The organism is Enterobacter sp. UPMP2061 (genome assembly GCF_053709615.1).
Genome location: NZ_JBSKJP010000002.1, coordinates 338,245 through 356,319 on the forward strand (window position 1 = coordinate 338,245; position 18,075 = coordinate 356,319).

The 18,075-nt window shown below is 56.5% G+C and carries 16 protein-coding genes; 7 read left to right on the forward strand and 9 right to left on the reverse strand.

The genetic code is table 11. The features are described from left to right. Positions 1 to 137: 137 nt before the first annotated feature. The 3 genes from ACWKXX_RS07130 to ACWKXX_RS07140 form a co-directional block, all read right to left on the reverse strand. The gene (locus ACWKXX_RS07130) at positions 138 to 851 is read right to left on the reverse strand and encodes a phosphatase PAP2 family protein (RefSeq protein WP_047053350.1); all 714 of its coding nucleotides are present in this window, start codon (positions 849 to 851) and stop codon (positions 138 to 140) included. A 33-nt stretch (positions 852 to 884) separates the two neighbouring features. Continuing rightward, the gene (locus ACWKXX_RS07135) at positions 885 to 1,871 is read right to left on the reverse strand and encodes a CobW family GTP-binding protein (RefSeq protein WP_017383393.1); all 987 of its coding nucleotides are present in this window, start codon (positions 1,869 to 1,871) and stop codon (positions 885 to 887) included. A gap of 123 nt (positions 1,872 to 1,994) precedes the next feature. Beyond that, positions 1,995 to 3,461 carry a mannitol dehydrogenase family protein gene (locus ACWKXX_RS07140; protein WP_110870299.1) on the reverse strand — a complete coding sequence of 489 codons (1,467 nt, stop codon included), beginning with the start codon at positions 3,459 to 3,461 and terminating at the stop codon, positions 1,995 to 1,997. A gap of 205 nt (positions 3,462 to 3,666) precedes the next feature. Between ACWKXX_RS07140 and uxuA the strand changes: the two genes are divergently transcribed. Next, positions 3,667 to 4,857, forward strand: a complete 1,191-nt coding sequence (uxuA, locus tag ACWKXX_RS07145) for a mannonate dehydratase (protein WP_045910722.1) — start codon at positions 3,667 to 3,669, stop codon at positions 4,855 to 4,857. A gap of 116 nt (positions 4,858 to 4,973) precedes the next feature. Here uxuA and yeiP read toward each other — a convergent pair whose 3' ends face one another. After that, complete coding sequence (gene yeiP, locus ACWKXX_RS07150; protein ID WP_003859355.1) at positions 4,974 to 5,546, reverse strand: elongation factor P-like protein YeiP; 573 nt, start codon at positions 5,544 to 5,546, stop codon at positions 4,974 to 4,976. A 164-nt stretch (positions 5,547 to 5,710) separates the two neighbouring features. Here yeiP and ACWKXX_RS07155 point away from each other — a divergent pair, with 164 nt between their 5' ends. Continuing rightward, the gene (locus tag ACWKXX_RS07155) at positions 5,711 to 5,965 is read left to right on the forward strand and encodes a YkgJ family cysteine cluster protein (RefSeq protein WP_003859353.1); all 255 of its coding nucleotides are present in this window, start codon (positions 5,711 to 5,713) and stop codon (positions 5,963 to 5,965) included. On the opposite strand, the gene setB is transcribed toward ACWKXX_RS07155, so the two are convergent. Both setB and ACWKXX_RS07165 read right to left on the reverse strand, forming a co-directional pair. Then, the gene (setB, locus tag ACWKXX_RS07160; protein ID WP_015572310.1) at positions 5,962 to 7,143 is read right to left on the reverse strand and encodes a sugar efflux transporter SetB; all 1,182 of its coding nucleotides are present in this window, start codon (positions 7,141 to 7,143) and stop codon (positions 5,962 to 5,964) included. The genes ACWKXX_RS07155 and setB overlap by 4 nt on opposite strands. 103 nt (positions 7,144 to 7,246) lie before the next feature. Continuing rightward, positions 7,247 to 7,426: a hypothetical protein gene (locus tag ACWKXX_RS07165; protein WP_139152746.1), complete on the reverse strand. Its 180-nt coding sequence runs from the start codon at positions 7,424 to 7,426 to the stop codon at positions 7,247 to 7,249. Between the two features lie 75 nt (positions 7,427 to 7,501). Here ACWKXX_RS07165 and fruB point away from each other — a divergent pair, with 75 nt between their 5' ends. The 3 genes from fruB to fruA are packed head-to-tail and all read left to right on the forward strand — an operon-like array spanning position 7,502 to position 11,272. After that, positions 7,502 to 8,632 (forward strand): fused PTS fructose transporter subunit IIA/HPr protein, encoded by a 1,131-nt coding sequence (fruB, locus tag ACWKXX_RS07170; protein WP_032648914.1) that lies wholly within the window; start codon positions 7,502 to 7,504, stop codon positions 8,630 to 8,632. Further along, the gene (gene fruK / locus ACWKXX_RS07175; protein WP_006811313.1) at positions 8,632 to 9,570 is read left to right on the forward strand and encodes a 1-phosphofructokinase; all 939 of its coding nucleotides are present in this window, start codon (positions 8,632 to 8,634) and stop codon (positions 9,568 to 9,570) included. The genes fruB and fruK overlap by 1 nt, the downstream gene beginning before the upstream one ends. Before the next feature lie 16 nt (positions 9,571 to 9,586). After that, on the forward strand, positions 9,587 to 11,272 hold the full coding sequence (fruA, locus tag ACWKXX_RS07180) for a PTS fructose transporter subunit IIBC (RefSeq protein ID WP_015572312.1): 1,686 nt from the start codon (positions 9,587 to 9,589) through the stop codon (positions 11,270 to 11,272). A gap of 74 nt (positions 11,273 to 11,346) precedes the next feature. Here fruA and nfo read toward each other — a convergent pair whose 3' ends face one another. Both nfo and ACWKXX_RS07190 read right to left on the reverse strand, forming a co-directional pair. Beyond that, a complete protein-coding gene (gene nfo, locus ACWKXX_RS07185; protein ID WP_017693043.1) occupies positions 11,347 to 12,204 on the reverse strand; it encodes a deoxyribonuclease IV in 858 nt (285 codons plus the stop codon). A 64-nt stretch (positions 12,205 to 12,268) separates the two neighbouring features. Continuing rightward, positions 12,269 to 13,315, reverse strand: coding sequence for a YeiH family protein (locus ACWKXX_RS07190; RefSeq protein ID WP_033487350.1), 1,047 nt, complete (start codon positions 13,313 to 13,315; stop codon positions 12,269 to 12,271). Between the two features lie 97 nt (positions 13,316 to 13,412). Between ACWKXX_RS07190 and yieE the strand changes: the two genes are divergently transcribed. Next, a complete protein-coding gene (gene yieE / locus ACWKXX_RS07195; RefSeq protein ID WP_017383387.1) occupies positions 13,413 to 14,279 on the forward strand; it encodes a DNA-binding transcriptional regulator YeiE in 867 nt (288 codons plus the stop codon). 180 nt (positions 14,280 to 14,459) lie between these two features. Continuing rightward, positions 14,460 to 15,929, forward strand: a complete 1,470-nt coding sequence (locus ACWKXX_RS07200; protein WP_261666104.1) for an amino acid permease — start codon at positions 14,460 to 14,462, stop codon at positions 15,927 to 15,929. A gap of 54 nt (positions 15,930 to 15,983) precedes the next feature. On the opposite strand, the gene ACWKXX_RS07205 is transcribed toward ACWKXX_RS07200, so the two are convergent. Beyond that, positions 15,984 to 17,969, reverse strand: coding sequence for a ligand-gated channel protein (locus ACWKXX_RS07205; protein ID WP_261666105.1), 1,986 nt, complete (start codon positions 17,967 to 17,969; stop codon positions 15,984 to 15,986). Positions 17,970 to 18,075 lie beyond the last annotated feature (106 nt).

The following is an 18,075-nucleotide window of genomic DNA, read 5'->3' on the forward strand; positions in this document are numbered from 1 at the left end:
CATACCGGTAATCCCCGCAATTGCTTCATTTTTATCACGAATAGTATGACGGGATGATGACAGCGTTGAATGACGCCGCAAAGAAGTGACTCAGGGATCGAAAACGATCCCTGATGAATGGTGTTAATTTTCGTTATTTATTTGTTTCCGGCTTGTTTAAATTTGCCGGGAAGATAGCGATCAAAAATGGCTATTATGCGATCGCTCAGGGGGGTCATCAGCACCCACGGTAAACCAATTAACACCGCCGTGAGGGAGCCTACGGCGATATCTGTCAGCCAGTGCGCGCCAATCATCACCCGCGGGAATGCAAATACCACCACAATAACCAGGGCGATGGCGAAGGCTTTTTTACCAAAATAGCGCAGCATGAAGCCTGCGAAAATCAGCAGCATCATACCGTGGTCGCCCGGGAAACTGTCCTTCGAGGCGTCTTTGGTTGGAATATGAAGCAGCTCGCTGACGCGGTTAATATTCGGGAAAAAGAGCGACGGACTGGCGCGTTTAACCGGCATCAGATGCTGCGCCAGCTGGTTGATAATCACCGCAGCCAGCAGCATCACCAGACCGATAATCAGAATACGGCGACGACCCGTTTTGTCCTCCTTCAGCCAGAAGGAGAGCATCAGACAGCCCATTGCCAGCAGCGAACAGCCGTCAAACGCGCGGTTGTTGGTGATCGCCACCAGCCACAGGAAGGCCTCACTCTTCGCCAGCGCCTGGTTAAAGAAGTGGAACAGCCCGGAATCCAGCGGGAACCAGAAACCGTGATCCGCCGGGATATACCAGGAGAAAAAGATCGCCAGGCCGGCAGCGTTGAGCAATAAAATAGCAGGAAGTCGAGTCGTCATAGTCTTCAGCAATGTGTGAAATCAGGGGCAACGTTAGCCGCCCAAACTTAAACGAAGCTTCAACAGGCTTGACTGGAGGGCATTCCAGTCGGTATTAACCGCACTAATTAACTCTATCCGGCTGTCGGGTGGCGCAACGTTCTGGGTTTCTATAAAGAAATCCTCGCCCTGACGGTTAATGCGCACCAGACCATCCGGGGTGCGCATGATCCCTTTCACCCGCTCAACCGGCGCGAGTCTCGCCCATTCCAGTATACCAATGGTGTCGAAAACCGTATCGGCATCGAAGATCCACCCGCAGGCCTGGTGCCCCTGGCCGCTATTCAGGTTGCGACGCCAGCGCTGATGCTCCGGCAGGCTCAGTGCAGCCAGGCCTTGCTTCGCGCCGTGGCTATGCGAATGCTCAGCGCTGGCAGGCAGTTGCGTCTGGTTGAGGCGGGGAAGGTCGAGCAAGGCGCCATCAATGTTGCCCTGGGTCGTCTGCACATACTGACGTCCACCGCCAGCCTGCTGCCACCAGGACTGGAACGCGGCCTGACTCTCAGCCGTCGCGCGATCGGATTTATTCGCCACGATAATATCTGCCGAGGCGAGCTGGTCGCGGAAATTGTCATTATTGATCGCTTTTTCATCCAGCAGCTGGCGGGGGTCGAGCAGGCAAAGCGTCGCACGCAGCTCAAGCCACGGCTCGTATACCGGGGCGGTCAGTAAATCAAGGATTTGCTTAGGATGCCCCAGCCCGGTGGGCTCAATCAGCAGACGGTCCGGCTTGCCCTGACGCAGCAGCGTATTCAGCCCGACCTGCATCGGCAGACCATTCACGCAGCACATACACCCGCCCGGGATCTCTTTCACCATCGCGCCGCTGTCGGCGAGCAACGCGCCGTCGATCCCCACTTCGCCAAATTCGTTGACCAGCACGGCCCACTTTTCCGCCGGGTCTTTATTGGCCAGCAAATGCAGAATGGACGTAGTTTTACCGCTGCCGAGAAAACCGGTGATCAGGTTGGTTTTGGTCACGTGCGCTCCGATAAATAATTGTGATGTAGTAACAACTATCTATCATCCTGACGAAAAAATCGGGCATTGAGAAGAGGGAGGGCGAACGGAGCACAAAACCGTTCGCCTTAAACGCAATAATCGCTAAATTTTTAACGTTTCGATAACGGCCTGGCGCGCGCCGAGCCGGACGAGGCGCTGGTACGCGCTGGTGATTGCCTCGACAAAGACAGGGTTTTGCGGCAGGTCGTCGCCAAAGATTTCATTTAGCGTCAGCAGGGCGCTAACGCGTTCTGCGTCGCTGCTGGTAGCGACAATGGCCTGAAACTTGTCGCTCAGCGGATCGCGTACGTCAATGGCGTTGCCCTGTTCGTCCGTACCGCTGACGTAGCGCATCCAGCCCGCCACCCCCAGCGCCAGTAATGGCCAGGCGGTGTTACGCTCAAGATGCACGCGGATCCCATCCAGCATGCGCTGAGGCAGCTTCTGGCTGCCGTCCATGGCGATTTGCCATGTACGATGCTGTAGGGCCGGGTTGGCGAAGCGGTCAAGCAGGCTGTCAGCATAGGCTGTCAGATCAACGTTGGTGATGCGCAGCGTAGGGGCCTGCTCATTCAGCATCAGCCTGCGGGCCGCCTCGCGGAAACTGTCGTCCTGCATACATTCATTTATGTGCGCGTAGCCGGCAAGGTAGCCCAGATACGCGAGGAAGGAGTGGCTGCCGTTCAGCATCCGCAGCTTCATCTGCTCCCAGGGCAGGACATCCTCAACCATCTGTACGCCTGCCACCTCCCACTCCGGACGCCCGGCGACAAAGTTATCTTCCACTACCCACTGAATGAACGGTTCACAGCTGATGGCGCAGGGATCTTCAACGCCAAGTTTCTGGGTGATTTCCGCGAGTGAGACGTCGGTGGCGGCGGGCACGATTCGGTCGACCATGGTACCAGGGAAGCTCACGTGCGCCTCGATCCATGCGGCCAGCTCTGCGGAACGCTTTCCGGCCATGCCGAGAACGGCATTTTTCACCACGTGGCCGTTGTCGGGAATATTGTCGCAGGAGAGCACGGTAAACGCCGGCAGGCCCCGCTCGCGGCGGCGATGAAGCGCTTCAACCAGAATACCCGGCGCGGAATGCGGCTCAGACGGGTGCTCGAGATCGTGCAGGATGCGGCTGTTCCGCATATCCAGTTTTCCCGTCGCCGGATCGATGCAGTAGCCTTTTTCGGTAATGGTGAGGGAGACAATTGCCACCTGCGGTTCGCAGAATTTCTCAATAATGGCTGCCAGCGAGTCGAGTTTGGCGTTCAGGCACTCTTTTACCGCACCGATAATAATGGGCTGATTGCCTTCGGCACCTTTCTCCAGCACGGTAAACAGATGATCCTGCGCCCGGAGCTGGCCCATAAGGACATCGCCGCTAAAGAGGCTAATCTCACAAATTCCCCAGTCGCCTCCTTTGGCATTCAGTACCCGGTTTGTTAACAACGCCTGATGCGCCCGGTGGAACGCGCCAAAACCGAAATGGACGATGCGGGAGCGTAACTGCTCGCGATCGTAGCGGGGCTGCTGGACATGAGCAGGAAGCGCGGTGGAGGCAATAGTCTTCATGTAATACACACCTGATTAACCATTAATTAACAATGCCAGTGTAAAGTTATATGACAACAAATTAAATTGGTAAGCCGTAAATATCCCTGTTATGTGAGTTTGATCAATCAATGCCGCGTGCTGTATTGACCACTTCGATTAAACATGTATGGTAGTCGTCATTGAAGTAACACATATTGGTATAACAACTTGAGAGGGTGGGGCAATGGAACAAACCTGGCGTTGGTACGGGCCGAACGATCCGGTTTCTCTTGATGATGTGCGTCAGGCTGGCGCAACGGGTGTGGTCACGGCGCTGCATCATATTCCGAACGGTCAGGTGTGGCCGGTAGAGGAAATCCAAAAGCGTCAGGCTCAGCTGGCAGAGAAGGGGTTAACCTGGTCTGTTGTGGAAAGTATTCCGGTTCACGAAGATATCAAAACCCACTCCGGTGAGTGTGATACCTGGATTGCGAATTATCAGCAGAGCATTCGTAACCTGGCAGCCTGTGGTATTGATACCGTCTGCTACAACTTTATGCCGATCCTGGACTGGACGCGTACCGACCTGGAATATGAAATGGCCGATGGTTCGAAGGCGCTGCGTTTCGATCAAATCGCTTTTGCGGCTTTCGAACTGCACATTCTGAAGCGTCCGGGGGCGGAAGCAGACTACACCGTCGAAGAGCAGCAGCAGGCGCTGGCGTGGTTCAATGCCGCCAGTGAAGCGGACATTGAGAAGCTGGTTCGCAATATCATCGCGGGCCTGCCGGGGGCGGAAGAGGGCTATACTCTCGATCAGTTCCGCGCGCGCCTGGCGGAATATGGCGATATCGATAAAAACCAGCTGCGTGAAAACATGGCGCACTTCCTGCGCGCTATTGTTCCGGTGGCAGAAGAAGTCGGCGTGCGGCTGGCGGTTCATCCGGACGATCCACCGCGTCCTATTCTTGGCCTGCCGCGTATCGTGTCGACCATTGAAGATATGCAGTGGCTGAAAGAGACGGTGGACAGCATCTACAACGGCTTTACCATGTGTACGGGCTCGTATGGCGTGCGGGCGGATAACGATCTGGTGCGGATGATCGAAACCTTCGGCGATCGCATTCATTTCACCCACCTGCGTGCAACCTGCCGTGAAGAGAACCCGAAAACCTTCCACGAAGCAGCCCATCTTGGCGGCGACGTGAACATGGTTGCGGTGGTGGATGCCATTCTCTCTGAAGAGGTACGTCGTAAGCAGGCGGGGGATGTGCGTCCTATCCCGTTCCGTCCGGATCACGGGCACCAGATGCTGGACGATCTGCGCAAGAAAACGAATCCAGGGTATTCGGCGATTGGCCGTCTGAAAGGGATGGCGGAAGTGCGCGGTATCGAGCTGGCGCTGAAAATGACGAAGTATCCTGAACTGCTGTAAAGGTTGTTGCCGGGTGGCGGCTGCGCCTTACCCGGCCTACAAAAACACAAAAACCGGCATCAGAGCCGGTTTTTTGTAGGCCCGGTAAGCGTAGCGCCACCGGGCGAAAAGCACGATCAGTCAGCACGACCCATATAGCGTTTTTCTTCGATATGGATACGGATTTTCTCGCCCGCTGACAGGTACTCTGGTACCTGTACGACCAGACCGGTAGTCAGGGTAGCCGGTTTGTTACGCGCACTTGCAGACGCGCCTTTGATGCCCGGCGCCGTTTCAACAATTTCCAGATCAACGGTCTGCGGCAGCTCCAGCGCCAGCAGCACGCCATCCCAGGTCAGCACCTGCATGTCCGGCATTCCACCTTCTGGAATAAACAGCAGCTCTTCTTCGATCTGATCTTTAGTGAAGATATACGGGGTGTAATCTTCTTTATCCATGAACACGTATTCGTTGCCGTCGATGTAGGAGAAATCAACGTAGCGACGGGTGAGGGTCACGGTATCAACGATATCGTCGCCTTTAAAACGTTCTTCCACTTTCAGGCCGGTGCGGACATCGGAGAAACGCATTTTGTACAGCGTTGCTGCGCCACGGGCGCTGGGTGCCTGAATGTCGATATCTTTCACAATCAGCAGTTTGCCGTTGTAATTCAGTACCATACCTTTCTTAATTTCGTTCGCTCTTGGCATTGCAGTAATCCTGTTTACGGGAGGTAAAAAATATCGCGCCAAATTACTCGCGCGCGGCCTTTCAGGCAAGCGGAATTCGTGGGTTTTGCTATCAATACATAAAAGGTGTTACTGTGCGCGCAATGCCCGACTGCGCGGGCATCTGCCACCAACAGAGAGCATGTATGGATTGTCGTTCCGACTGTGGCGCGTGCTGTACCGCACCGTCCATCTCAAGCCCCATTCCAGGCATGCCGGAGGGCAAGCCTGCCAATACCCGCTGCGTTCAGCTCTCTGACACTAACCTGTGCATGATCTTTGGCTCGCCCCTGCGCCCGAAGGTGTGCTCCGGGCTCCAGCCAACCGCCGAAATGTGCGGCAGTACGCGCCAGCAGGCCATCACTTATCTGCTTGAGCTGGAAGCGCTCACCGCGCCTTAGACATCTTTGATTCGCGTCAGGCAGCTCAGCGTCAGGACGCACATCACCAGCGCAATCCAGAATACCGTATGATAGTTCCAGATTTCAGCCACAACGCCCGCCAGTGAGCCTGCAATAATCCAGCCCACGCGGGTGGTATTAGTATAAAGGGTGGTGGCAGAGCCTGCCTGACCCGGCATCAGATCCTGGAAGTAGAGCATGCCGATACCGGCCAGGATACCGATGTAAATGGCGTTCAGCAGCTGTAAAGCAAGAAGCAGGGCTGGCGTATGAACCGTCAGCATACCGACATAAAACAGCAGCCCGGCTACGGCGGCGACGCGCATCAAAAAGCGCTTGCCGAAGCGCTTCGCGTAATAGCCCGCAATCAGCATGGTGGGGATCTCAAGCCCCGCGGCGGTTCCCATCATGATCCCGGCCAGCTTCTCCGGCAGATGCAGCTCATCAATAATAAACAGCGGCATATTAATGATATAGAGGCTGTTGGTTCCCCACATTAGCGTACAGATAATGAATAACAGCAGCGCGTCGCGCCGGTTACGTCGCGGAGCTTCCAGCGTACCGGTCGCCACTTTCGGCTCTTTGCGCATGGAGGGCAGAAAGAACCAGACCATTGCGCCGCATACCACGAAGGCCACGGCTGCGCTGAGGTACATCACCGTAAAGCCAAAACCCATCGCCAGCGCGTAGGCGAGCGGGGGGCCAATCACCCAGGCCAGCGACACCTGCGCGCGCAGTATCGAACTGAACATCACCGCTTCTCGCCCGGTGCGGTCGGCATGCTCGCGGGCAAGGGCGAACATCTGTGGGTTGGCGGTCGAGCCGAAACTGCTCAGGAAGACGCCCACGAACAGCAGAATGAAGTAGTTACGGTTCCAGGCAAACAGCAGGCAGGCAAACACCCCGAGCAGGCAGCAAAAAACGATCAGGCTTTTGCGATCGCCTTTGCGGTCTGAACGCCCGGCAAGAAACTGGCTGACGAAAATGCCGATGATGGCGCTCCCGGTGAAGAAGAAGCCAACCATCGCCGGGCGGGCGTGGACTTCGTTGGTCAGAAACAGGCTCAGCGTAGGCGTTTGTAACGCACCGGCAATACCGGTGAGGAAAGCAACGATCAAAAACGCCGTTGACGTCAAATCAAAAGGCTTTGGTGAGGCGGCAGCGGGGGTGTTATGCATGTTCAGTCTTTGCGAGTAACAGAGAGAGGCGGAGTTTACGCCGCCTGTCATTAAATAAACAGAGGGCAAAATCAAGATTGCCACAATAAATCAAAATAGCATTTCAGTTTATCGCCGTTTCGCTGAAGCGTGCTGAACCTGTTTGCTGAACATCAGCAAAAACCTCCCGACTGAAGAAGAAATGTGCTGCACTTCTAAATTCTGCAACAAGAAATGTAACTTTTCTTGCAACCTTTTGTAGAAAAGACAAGACTTCTTGAAACGTTTCAGCGCTATCTTGCATGTCCTGACGAAGCAGGTTAGCGCCTGGTTTCTCAGTTAAGCTGAAACGATTCAATTTCAGCAGGAGAGGAGAATCATGTTCCAGTTATCTGTTCAGGATATTCACCCGGGCGAACAGGCCGGGAATAAAGAAGAGGCTATTCGCCAGGTCGCCGCTGCGCTCGTGCAGGCTGGCAACGTGGCTGACGGCTACGTCAACGGCATGCTGGCGCGTGAACAGCAGACCTCCACCTTCCTCGGTAACGGTATTGCAATTCCGCACGGCACCACGGACACCCGCGATCAGGTGCTGAAAACCGGCGTGCAGGTCTTCCAGTTCCCGCAGGGCGTGCTGTGGGGCGAGGGTCAGGTGGCTTACGTGGCGATTGGCATCGCGGCCAGCGGTGACGAACACCTGGGCCTGCTGCGTCAGCTGACGCACGTGCTGAGTGATGATGCCGTCGCGGAACAGCTTAAATCCGCCACCACTGCTGAAGAGCTGCGTGCCCTGCTGATGGGCGAAAAACAGAGCGAAGCGCTGAAGCTGGATAATGAAACTCTGACGCTGGACGTCGTCGCGTCCGATTTGCTGACGCTCCAGGCGCTTAACGCGGCCCGCCTGAAAGAGGTCGGTGCGGCGGATACCACTTTTGTGACGCGCGCCATCAATGATAAGCCATTAAACCTGGGTCAGGGCATCTGGCTGAACGACAGTGCTGAAGGCAACCTGCGTAGCGCTATCGCGGTCAGCCGTGCTGCGGTTGCCTTTGAGACAGACGGCGAACACGCCGCGATGCTGGTAACGGTTGCCATGGCGGACGATCAGCCGGTTTCCGTGCTGAAGCGTCTGGGCGATCTGCTGCTGAACAATAAAGCTGAAAAACTGCTGAACGCAGACGCGGCGACGGTGCTGGCCCTGCTGACCAGCGACGATGCGCTGACGGATGAACTGCTGAGCGCAGAGTACGTGGTGCGTAACGAACACGGCCTGCATGCCCGTCCGGGCACCATGCTGGTGAATACCATTAAACAATTTGAAAGTGAGATCACCGTGACCAATCTGGACGGTTCGGGTAAACCAGCCAACGGGCGCAGCCTGATGAAAGTAGTCGCGCTGGGCGTGAAGAAAGGCCATCGTCTGCGTTTTACCGCGCAGGGTGCGGATGCTGAACAGGCGCTGAAAGCGATTGGCGACGCCATCGCGGCCGGTCTGGGGGAGGGCGCATAATGAGCAGACGTGTTGCGACCATTACGCTGAACCCGGCTTACGATCTGGTGGGTTTCTGCCCGGAAATTGAGCGTGGCGAAGTCAACCTGGTGCGGACGACCGGCCTGCATGCCGCAGGAAAAGGGATTAACGTGGCGAAGGTGCTGAAAGATCTCGGCATCGACGTCACCGTAGGCGGCTTCCTCGGTAAAGACAACCAGGATGGTTTTCAGCAGTTGTTCAGTGAACTGGGCATCGCTAACCGTTTTCAGGTTGTGCAGGGCCGTACCCGCATCAACGTTAAGCTGACCGAGAAAGACGGTGAAGTGACCGATCTGAACTTCTCCGGCTTCGAAGTGACCCCGGCTGACTGGGAGCGCTTTGTTGCCGATTCCCTGAGCTGGCTGGGCCAGTTTGACATGGTGTGCGTCAGCGGCAGTCTGCCGTCCGGCGTCAGCCCGGAAGCGTTCACCGACTGGATGACGCGCCTGCGCAGCCAGTGCCCGTGCATTATTTTCGACAGCAGCCGCGACGCGCTGGTCGCCGGTCTGAAAGCCTCGCCATGGCTGGTTAAGCCTAACCGCCGCGAACTGGAGATCTGGGCGGGCCGTAAGCTGCCAGAATTAAAGGATGTGATTGACGCTGCCCATGCGCTGCGCGAGCAGGGTATCGCTCACGTGGTGATTTCGCTGGGTGCAGAAGGTGCCCTGTGGGTTAACGCCTCCGGGGAATGGATTGCCAAACCGCCTTCAATGGAGGTGGTCAGCACCGTGGGTGCAGGGGATTCGATGGTTGGCGGCCTGATCTACGGTCTGCTGATGCGCGAATCCAGTGAACATACCTTACGTCTTGCTACCGCCGTTGCGGCCCTGGCCGTGAGCCAGAGCAATGTCGGTATTACCGATCGTACCCAGTTAGCCGCGATGATGGCGCGCGTTGACTTAAAACCTTTTAACTAACAGCAGGAGAGGAATAATGAAAACGCTGCTGATCATTGACTCCGGTCTCGGACAGGCTCGTGCCTATATGGCGAAGACCCTGCTGGGCGCGGCGGCACAAAAAGCGCACCTGGATATCATTGATAACCCGGGTGATGCTGAAATGGCGATTGTTCTGGGCGACAAAATCCCCGCGGACAGCGCCCTGAACGGTAAAAAAGTGTGGCTGGGTGATATTAATCGCGCGGTGGCACACCCTGAACTGTTCCTGAGCGAAGCAAAAGGTCATGCGACGGTTTACAGCGCACCTGTTGAGGCGGCGCCGGTTGCCGCCGCTGGGCCGAAACGCATTGTTGCGGTAACGGCCTGCCCGACAGGTGTGGCGCACACCTTTATGGCGGCTGAAGCCATTGAAACCGAAGCGAAAAAACGTGGCTGGTGGGTGAAGGTTGAAACCCGCGGCTCTGTTGGTGCGGGCAATGCCATCACGCCTGAAGAGGTGGCGGAAGCCGATCTGGTGATTGTGGCGGCGGATATCGAAGTGGATCTGGCGAAGTTTGCCGGCAAGCCGATGTACCGTACCTCTACCGGCCTGGCGCTGAAGAAGACCGCGCAGGAGTTTGATAAGGCGCTGGCAGAAGCCAAACCGTATCAGGCAACCGGTGCGGCTAAAACTGCGACCGAAGGGAAAAAAGAGTCTGCGGGCGCGTATCGTCACCTGCTGACCGGCGTGTCCTACATGCTGCCGATGGTGGTGGCGGGCGGCCTGTGTATTGCGCTCTCCTTCGCCTTTGGTATCGAGGCGTTTAAAGAGCCGGGCACACTGGCGGCCGCGTTGATGCAGATTGGCGGCGGCTCCGCGTTTGCGTTGATGGTGCCGGTGCTGGCGGGCTTTATCGCCTTCTCCATTGCTGACCGTCCGGGTCTGACGCCGGGTCTTATCGGCGGTATGCTCGCCGTGAGCACCGGTTCTGGCTTTATCGGCGGTATCATTGCCGGTTTCCTCGCCGGTTATGTGGCGAAGCTGATCAGCTCGAAGCTGAAGCTACCGCAGAGTATGGAGGCGCTGAAACCTATCCTGATCATCCCGCTGATTTCCAGCCTGGTGGTCGGTCTGGCGATGATTTACCTGATTGGTAAGCCGGTCGCGGGCATTCTGGAAGGTCTGACCCACTGGCTGCAAACCATGGGGACGGCGAACGCGGTGCTGCTGGGCGCAATCCTCGGCGGTATGATGTGTACCGACATGGGTGGTCCGGTGAACAAAGCGGCATATGCGTTTGGCGTTGGCCTGCTGAGTACCCAGACCTACGCGCCGATGGCGGCGATCATGGCGGCCGGTATGGTGCCTCCGCTGGCGCTCGGTCTGGCGACGATTATTGCCCGCCGTAAGTTCGATAAAGCGCAGCAGGAAGGCGGTAAAGCGGCGCTGGTGCTGGGCCTGTGCTTCATCACCGAAGGCGCAATCCCGTTTGCGGCACGCGATCCAATGCGTGTTCTGCCGTGCTGTATCGTGGGTGGTGCGGTGACGGGGGCTATCTCCATGGCGGTAGGTGCGAAACTGATGGCGCCGCACGGCGGTCTGTTCGTCCTGCTCATCCCTGGCGCCATCACGCCGGTGCTGGGTTATCTGCTGGCGATTGTTGCCGGTACGCTGGTGGCAGGCCTGTCTTACGCGGTGCTGAAGCGCCCGGAAGCGGAAGTGGTCGCAAAAGCAGCCTAAAAGAGGTGTCGGGTGGCGGCTTCGCCTTACCCGACCTACAAAAAAAGCCGGGTGCGTAAGCAGCCCGGCTTTTTTTATGCCGCCTGTTCAGCGGTTTGCTGCGCCTTCAGCCAGGCAATCTCTTCCGCCCAGATATCCGGGTTAATGGTTTCGAGCACCATCGGAATGCCGTCGAAGCGGGCGTCCTGCATGATAAAGCGGAACGCATCATGGCCGATGTTGCCTTCGCCCAGGCTGTGGTGGCGGTCAACGCGGCTGCCGAACGCGCTTTTCGCATCGTTTAAGTGCATACCGCGAAGGTATTTAAAACCGACAATACGCTCGAACTCCTCGAAGGTATTTTTCGTGGCCTCGGTTGTGCGCAGGTCATAGCCGGCGGCAAAGGCGTGACAGGTATCGATGCACACCCCCACGCGGGATTTATCTTCCACGCCGTCGATGATCGCCGCCAGATGCTCAAACTTAAAGCCGAGGTTGCTGCCCTGACCGGCGGTATTCTCAATCACCGCCGTCACGCCCTGGGTTTTATCCAGCGTCATGTTGATGGACTCGGCGATGCGCGCCAGACAGGCGTCTTCGTCAATCTGCATCAGATGGCTGCCGGGATGGAAGTTCAGCAGCGTCAGCCCCAGCTGTTCACAGCGCTGAACCTCATCCAGGAACGCTTCGCGGGATTTTTCCAGCGCCTCGGCAACAGGGTGACCGAGGTTAATGAGGTAGCTGTCGTGGGGAAGGATTTGGCCAGGCCCATAGTGGTATTTCTCACAGGCGGCTTTGAAATCATCAATCACTTCAGCGGTGAGCGCTGCGGCGCGCCACTGGCGCTGGTTTTTGGTGAACAGGGCGAAAGCGGTCGCCTCGATTTCGGCGGCGCGAATGGCGGCATTCGCAAGGCCACCGGCAGCGCTGACGTGCGCTCCAACATATTTCATAAAAAGACTCCTGTTAACCCGAAATGCCTATGATAGCGGGTTAACAGGAGAAGGACGAGATGGTTTATGCCAACAGGCTGTGCACGGCGAGGTTAATCGCACCACCGCCAACGATTAGCCAGATGAACAGCACCAGCGCCATCAGCAGCGGTTTCGCGCCGGCTTTTTTCAGCGCGCTGACGTGTGTGGTGACGCCCAGCGCCGCCATCGCCATCGCCAGCAGGACCGTATCCAGCGTCACCAGCATATCCACCATCGCTTTTGGCAGCAGGTGGAAAGAGTTGAAGACAGCGACCACGATGAACAGGATCGCAAACCACGGAATGGTGATTTTGCTTTTCTCGCTGCCGCCTGCCGGAGCAAGCTGTTTAACCCGCGCCGCGAGGAAAATCAGGAACGGGGCCAGCATCATCACGCGCAGCATTTTGGCGATGACCGCCGCGTTTTCCGCTTCCGGGTTAATGGCGTGACCTGCCGCCACCACCTGCGCCACTTCGTGCATGGTTGAGCCGATATAAATGCCGTAGGTTTCCGGACTAAACCAGTGCGCCACCAGCGGATACATGGCCGGATATAGGAAGATCGCCAGCGTACCGAAGATAACTACCGTCGCGACGGCAACCGTGACTTTACTGGCTTCGGCTTTAACGACGGGTTCTGTTGCCAGTACCGCCGCCGCGCCGCAGATGCTGCTACCCGCACCGATCAGCCAGCTGGTCTGTTTGTCCAGCCCAAAGATCTTCTGGCCGATAAAGCACGCCAGTAAAAAGGTGCTCGAAAGGGTCAGGACGTCAATGGCAATCCCGCTGACACCGACATCCGCAATCTGCGAAAAGGTGAGACGGAAGCCATAAAGGATGATCCCGAGACGTAATAAATGCTGCTTGGCGAAAAGCACGCCGCCGTCGCAGGATTTCCAGATGTGTGGATAAACGGTGTTCCCGACCACCATGCCAAGCAGAATGGCCAGCGTCAGGGCGCTGAACCCTGCGCCGGCAACCGCCGGTATACTCCCGCCCCATAAAGCCACGCCGGTAACCACGGCGCTGAGCGCGAGACCCGGCACGAAGTGCCACACTGTACGATGATGTTGTAAGGTGATTTCTGACATAACCTTCTCCTTTGTCTGGCTAAAGGTTACGGCGCTCTGGCTTAAAAATAAAATTGATTATATATTTATAATCAATCTTTATAAGTGGTAAGCAACCATGCACATTACATTGCGTCAGCTGGAAGTTTTTGCCGAGGTGCTGAAAAGCGGCTCGACAACCCAGGCGTCACAAATGCTGGCGCTCTCGCAGTCCGCCGTTAGCGCGGCCTTGACCGATCTTGAAGGGCAACTGGGCGTTCAGCTTTTCGACAGGGTAGGAAAGCGGCTGGTGGTGAACGAACATGGCCGCCTGCTGTACCCGCGTGCCCTGGCCTTGCTGGAGCAGGCAACGGAGATCGAACAGCTGTTCCGCGAGGACAACGGCGCTATTCGCGTCTACGCCAGCAGCACGATCGGTAACTACATCCTGCCGGAAGTGATTGCCCGCTACCGCCGGGATTTTCCGACCCTGCCGCTGGAAATGAGCGTCGGCAACAGCCAGGACGTGATTAACGCGGTGATCGATTTCCGCGTGGACATCGGGCTTATCGAAGGGCCGTGCCACAACGTGGATATTATTGCGGAACCCTGGCTGGAGGATGAGCTGGTGGTGTTTGCCTCCCCGGCCTCATCTTTACTCCAGGGCGAGGTGACGCTGGAGCGTCTGGCGCAGGCGCAGTGGATCCTGCGAGAGCAGGGCTCTGGCACGCGTGAGATTGTCGATTATCTGCTGCTGTCCCATCTGCCGCAGTTCCAGTTAGGGATGGAGTTAGGTAACTCCGAGGCGATTAAGCATGCGGTGCGTCATGGCCTGGGCATTAGCTGTCTTTCCCGACGGGTGATTGCCGAACAGCTGGAAACCGGCTCTCTGGTTGAGATCCCCGTTCCGCTGCCGAAGCTGGTGCGCACGCTGTGGTGCATCCATCATCGTCAGAAACACCTTTCCAGCTCGCTCCAGCGTTTTCTGCGCTACTGCGCCATTTAACGTTCCCCGGTGGCGCTTCGCTTACCGGGGCTATGTGCGCTTATCACCCCACATTTTTATGCTTTACTTATAATCCTGGCCGAGTCATGAAGCTCTCTTATAACTGAGCATTTCTGCCGGAAGCAACGCAGATCGTCTGCTACAATCGCGCCTCATTTATTGAATGGACAGCATTTTCACATGGTTTCAGAAACTAAAACCACAGAAGCGCCCGCGCTACGTCGCGCACTTAAGGCGCGTCACCTGATGATGATCGCCATTGGCGGCTCCATCGGTACGGGTCTTTTCGTTGCCTCTGGCGCAACAATTTCGGCAGCCGGCCCGGGTGGGGCATTATTCTCTTATATTCTGATTGGCCTGATGGTCTACTTCCTGATGACCAGCCTGGGTGAACTGGCGGCATACATGCCGGTGTCTGGTTCGTTTTCGACCTACGGACAAAAATACGTTGAGGAAGGCTTCGGCTTCGCGCTGGGCTGGAACTACTGGTACAACTGGGCGGTGACCATCGCCGTTGACCTCGTCGCGGCACAGCTGGTGATGACCTGGTGGTTCCCGGACACGCCAGGCTGGATCTGGAGCGCCCTGTTCCTGGCGGTCATCTTCCTGCTGAACTACATCTCCGTGCGCGGCTTTGGCGAAGCGGAATACTGGTTCTCTTTGATTAAAGTGGCAACCGTCATCATCTTTATCGTCGTCGGTGTGGCGATGATCGTTGGTATTTTCAAAGGGGCTGAACCGGCGGGCTGGAGTAACTGGACTATAGGCGATGCGCCGTTTGCCGGGGGCTTCTCGGCGATGATTGGCGTGGCGATGATTGTCGGCTTCTCCTTCCAGGGTACCGAGCTGATTGGTATCGCGGCCGGTGAATCCGAAAACCCGGAGAAGAACATTCCGCGCGCGGTGCGTCAGGTGTTCTGGCGTATCCTGCTGTTCTATGTGTTCGCGATCCTGATTATCAGCCTGATCATTCCGTATACCGACCCAAGCCTGCTGCGTAATGATGTGAAAGACATCAGCGTCAGCCCGTTCACGCTGGTCTTCCAGCACGCGGGTCTGCTCTCTGCCGCGGCGGTGATGAACGCGGTGATCCTGACGGCGGTACTGTCTGCGGGTAACTCCGGGATGTACGCCTCCACCCGCATGCTCTACACCCTGGCCTGCGACGGTAAAGCGCCGCGTATTTTCTCGAAACTGTCTCGCGGTGGCGTGCCGCGCAACGCGCTGTATGCGACCACGGTGATTGCGGGTCTCTGTTTCCTGACCTCCATGTTCGGCAATCAGACGGTCTACCTGTGGCTGCTTAACACCTCCGGTATGACGGGCTTCATTGCCTGGCTGGGCATTGCCATCAGCCACTACCGTTTCCGTCGCGGGTACGTCAAGCAGGGTCATGATCTGAATAATCTGCCGTACCGGTCAGGGTTCTTCCCGCTGGGGCCGATCTTCGCCTTCGTTCTGTGCCTGATTATTACCCTGGGTCAGAACTATGAGGCCTTCCTTGCGGACACCATTGACTGGGGCGCCGTCACGGCCACCTATATTGGCATTCCGCTGTTCCTGATCATCTGGTTTGGCTACAAACTGACGAAAGGAACACGCTTCGTTCGCTACAGTGAAATGGATTTCCCGGAACGATTTAAACAATAACCGCACTTCCTCTCTTTTAGCCCGCTCAGTTGAGCGGGCTTTTTTATGGGCAGATCAGAAGCTGTAGGTCATGCCGACGGTATAGCGACGGCCATCCAGCACGGTGTCATACGTATCGTAATCAATCTGCTTATCGAGCACGTTATACACACCGGCAGTAACCAGCAGGTTTTTGTTGGCGTTGTAGCGCATACCGACATCAACCTGAGTGTAGGACGGCGTACCCTGGGACATTGACGTGCGGCTCAGGTACTCAGACGTTTTACCGCGCAGGTTCAGACGGCTCCAGAATCCGACATCTGGCGTCGCCTGCCAGTCCAGGGTGGTGTTGAACATGTGTTTCGGCATTTTGTTCAGTGGCTTGCCGGAGAACTGGCCGCTCTTCTGCTCGGACTCCGTATAGGTGTAGTTTGCAGTCCAGTTCACATCGCGCGTGATTTTCCACCCGAAGGAGGACTCCACACCGCGCATGTTGGCTTTGTCCACGTTGACGCGATCGCTGACGAAATCATAGCTGTGATCGCCAATCGTACAGGCGGGATCGGCGCTGCTGTTACAGCGGCGAACTTCCGTAATCTTGTCCTTGAAGTCGGTATTAAACAGCGTTACGCCGGCATTCAGGTTATCGTTGTTATCCCAGAGCAGGGCGAGCTCTTCGCTCAGACTCTTCTCTGGTTTCAGATCCGGGTTGCCAACGATGATACCGTCAAGACGGCCGCCACCCGTTACCTGGCCCCAGCTGGCAGACGACTGACGCAGATCCGGCGCACGATAGCCAGCCGAAACCCCGCCTTTTAACGTCCACTGATCGGCCAGGTGCCATACGCCGTAACCGCGCGGCGTCCAGTTAGTACCGTAGTTTTGGTCTTTGTCCATACGCAGGCCGCCGGTCAACGTAAAGCTTTCCGTCATTGCCCATTCATCTTCGGCAAACAGGGCCCAGCTCCAGCGCGTCAGTTTGTTCAGGCCGTCAGCAGCTTCCAGCTGATTACCCTTGTCGAGCAGTTTCTCATAACGATACTGCCCGCCGAGGGTCAACGTATGATCGCCGAGGAAAATCTGGTTCTGGTTGTTGAAGGTGGTGTTATAGGAGCGCATTTTGCGACCTGGATTATTGGTCTCTTCCTGCTGGATATAGCTGGTGGTATTGAAGTCGTCGTAATACCCGCTGTGGGTTAACGAGTAGGTCGTGTGCTCATAGCGCGAGTCGCTTTTGGTATTTGGCGTACAGGTTGTTCCCCGGCAGGTTTCAGCCGCTTTCGACATCCCCGGGGTGCTGTTTCTGTCCTGAAGCTCGCGAGCAAAGTCGAGGTCGAAATCGTTCTTCTCGTCCGGGGTGAAGTTCAGCGTAATGCCACCGTTACGCATTTTCTGCTCGTTATAGCCGTTCACGATTTTATCTTCTGCGCGGCGTGACAACAGCCCCGTCACTTTTGCGCCCAGCAGTCCGTCGATCAGGGGACCAGAAGCGTAGGCGTTGGTCTGGAAGATATCGCCGGAATCATTGTTTTCCTGGAAGGTCGCATCGCCATGCAACGAACCGGTCCAGGCTTTAGTGTTCGAGACTTTTTTGGTAATGACGTTAATTACGCCACCCATAGCATCGGAGCCGTAAAGCGAGGACATCGGGCCGCGGATGACCTCGATGCGCTCAATGGACTCCAGCGGCGGCAGCCAGCCTTGTTCAATACCCGAGTTGTCGCTGTTGGGGCGGGTGCTTCGCGTACTGACGCGTTTGCCGTTCACCAGGAACAGGGTGTACTGAGAGGCCATGCCGCGAATACTGATATCACTGCTGCTCCCGCCGCCAGTGACGACAACGCCCGGGACGTCTCTCAGGGCATCGGTAACATCACGGTAGGCTTTATCTTCAATCTGCTGTTTTGAAATCACAGAGATGGAGGCGGGGGCATTCTGGATCTTTTGTTCAAAACCCGTCGCGGTGACGACAACGGTGTCCTGATCGGCTGCGTGAACGAAGGGGGAACATGTGGCAGCGCCAATGGCGACGGCCAGGAGCTTAATGCGCGGTATTGTCATTTGTACATTCCGTATAAAAATGAATAAAACTCCATCGGGATAACCCTGAGAACTGTATGTTTTTGTCTTGTAAGAACTCTTTGAGATGGAGAAGAGCCTGGAATTG